A 2,061-nucleotide genomic window follows, 5' to 3' on the forward strand; every position below is an offset into this window, starting at 1 on the left:
GGCAAAGTCTGCCACGAAGGCCGGCTAGCCAAAGAAGGCGGCCAAGTAAGTTACTGCTTTACGGCGTCAAGCCGCGGCGGCGACCTTTCGTCCCAGCCCGCCATGCAGGTCGAGGCAGCGGGCGAACCACTGCGCCACCACGTCGCCGTCGTCGAGCAATTGGTAGGGCGAGGCTATGCGCGCCCATTGCAAGGCGCCGAAGACGATATAGTCGCCAAACAGCGGCGCCGCGCCGCCGATGAACGGCTGATAGAAAAGCATCGAGCGCAATGGCTCCAGCGAGGCTCTGAAAGTGCCGAGCCCGGCCTCCCTGGCGGCCTTCACCTCCTCCAGCCTCTTGCCAAGACGCTGCTCCCGGCTCTGGCGGAAATAGACGGCGTTTTCCGCGTCCTGCATGGCATGAAGGTCCATGATGGCCGCGGTGGTCACGTAGGGATGAATGGTCACTTGCGACCAGCGTTCGATGAAGCGCGCCATCGCCTCGCCGCCTTCACCGCCAAACAGCGTCGGCCGGTCCGGATAGGCTTCATCGAGATAGAGCGCGATGGCGAAGGAATCCGCGAGGACTGTCTCGCCGTCGCGGATCACCGGAACGGTTTTCGAAACGCCGCCCTCGACAGCGGGCACCTCGAGAAAGCGCGTCGGTACGGTTGATATGTCGAGCCCCTTGTGGGCAAGCGCCATCGCCACCTTCCAGCAATGCGGGCTGAACGGACGTGTGCTGTCGCGTCCGACGAGATCATAAAGCAGAATGGTCATTGGCGGCGGCTCCCGTGCGGGTTAGGTAGGCCCCGCATCGACGCGAGCCGAGGGAAGCCATGAGACAGCATTTCATGATGTTTGCGGCCTATAATCAATGGGCCAACGGTCGCATCTTTGATGCCGCCGCCGAACTCGATGATGAGGAATTCAACCGCGATGTCGGCGCCTTCTTCGGCTCGATGATGGGCACGCTCAACCACCTTTTGACTGCCGACCGCATCTGGATGAAGCGCTTCACCGGGGAGGGCGACGCGCCGACGACACTGGACGCTATCCTGCATCGGGGGTTGACCGGCCTGCGGGCGGCGCGTGAAGCCGAGGACAGGCGGATCATCGATTGGGTCGGCGGCCTCAATGACAAGGCGTTGACGGGCCGGTTCACCTACATGACCGTCTCGGACATGCGCACCGTCTCGCAAAGGCTGGCGCCGGCGCTGGACCATGTCTTCAACCACCAGACCCACCATCGCGGCCAGGCGCATACGATCCTGACCAGCCTGGGACGGCCAAGCCTGGGGTTGGACCTGATGCTTTTCCAGCGGACCGAGGAGGGCAGGGCTTTCGCCTGATCGGTGGCGTTGGCGTAGCCAGTCCGAAGGTTGTGCCGACCATCGCTGCATTTTGTGCTGCAGCATCATCTTTGCATCAGTAGGCACCGGATGGATTCAGGCAGCCGTCGAAGCCTCGCCCCTGATTTCGTTGTCCAACTGGGACTGGGTCAGGGCCGCTTCCGCCATGACCCACTGCTTGAACAACTGGACCTTGCGTGCGGCAAGGCCTTTCAGCGGAGAGACAAAATACCAGCCAGCCGTGTTCGGATGATGGACGGCGAAGGGAGCCACCAGCCTTTCGGCGCGAATGTCGCTGGCCATATAGGCACGGTTGGCCACCGCAAAGCCCATCCCGGAATTGGCTGCCTCGTAGGACATCATGCACGAGTCGAAATAGATGCTCTTGGTCTCGCTGAGCACGAAGCTGGCGCCGGCGAAACCAAGCCAGGACTGCCAATTCTGGGTGCAGGTGTCGGAATGCAGCAGGGTGAAGTGCTTGAGGTCGTCCGGTGTCACCTTCGACAGCCGCTTGTCGCCGAGGACTTCGTGGAACAGCTTGCGGCTGCACACCGGTGTCAGGTCTTCGCGAAACAGCAGATCGGACTGCAGCCCGTGAAAGTGACCGTCGCCATAACGGATTTCGAGATCGAATTCCGAGGCCGTGAGCTCATGCGTCGCGTAGGAGGTTGAGACCCGCATCACGATATCGGGATATTGCTGCTGGAACAGCGGCAATATCCCGATATCG

3 protein-coding genes are annotated in these 2,061 nt (G+C 61.8%); 1 reads left to right on the plus strand and 2 read right to left on the minus strand.

From position 1 onward, the window contains the following. Nucleotides 1-66: 66 nt before the first annotated feature. Nucleotides 67-759: a glutathione S-transferase family protein gene (locus tag EN991_RS33905; RefSeq protein ID WP_127367016.1), complete on the minus strand. Its 693-nt coding sequence runs from the start codon at nucleotides 757-759 to the stop codon at nucleotides 67-69. A gap of 59 nt (nucleotides 760-818) precedes the next feature. On the opposite strand from EN991_RS33905, the gene EN991_RS33910 reads away from it, so the two are divergent. Beyond that, nucleotides 819-1,331 (plus strand): DinB family protein, encoded by a 513-nt coding sequence (locus tag EN991_RS33910; protein WP_127370369.1) that lies wholly within the window; start codon nucleotides 819-821, stop codon nucleotides 1,329-1,331. A gap of 96 nt (nucleotides 1,332-1,427) precedes the next feature. On the opposite strand, the gene EN991_RS33915 is transcribed toward EN991_RS33910, so the two are convergent. Further along, nucleotides 1,428-2,061, minus strand: a 634-nt coding sequence (locus EN991_RS33915; protein ID WP_245461149.1) for a LysR substrate-binding domain-containing protein, incomplete at its 5' end; no start/stop codon positions are given.

The organism is Mesorhizobium sp. M7A.F.Ca.US.005.03.2.1 (assembly GCF_003997795.1).
GTDB classification, from domain to species: Bacteria; Pseudomonadota; Alphaproteobacteria; order Rhizobiales; family Rhizobiaceae; genus Mesorhizobium; species Mesorhizobium ciceri.

Bases quoted from the DNA above. Each gene is read 5' to 3' on its own strand.
- EN991_RS33905 (WP_127367016.1), bottom strand. From the start codon at position 759: ATGACCATTCTGCTTTATGATCTCGTCGGACGCGACAGCACACGTCCG.
- EN991_RS33910 (WP_127370369.1), top strand. From the start codon at position 819: ATGAGACAGCATTTCATGATGTTTGCGGCCTATAATCAATGGGCCAAC.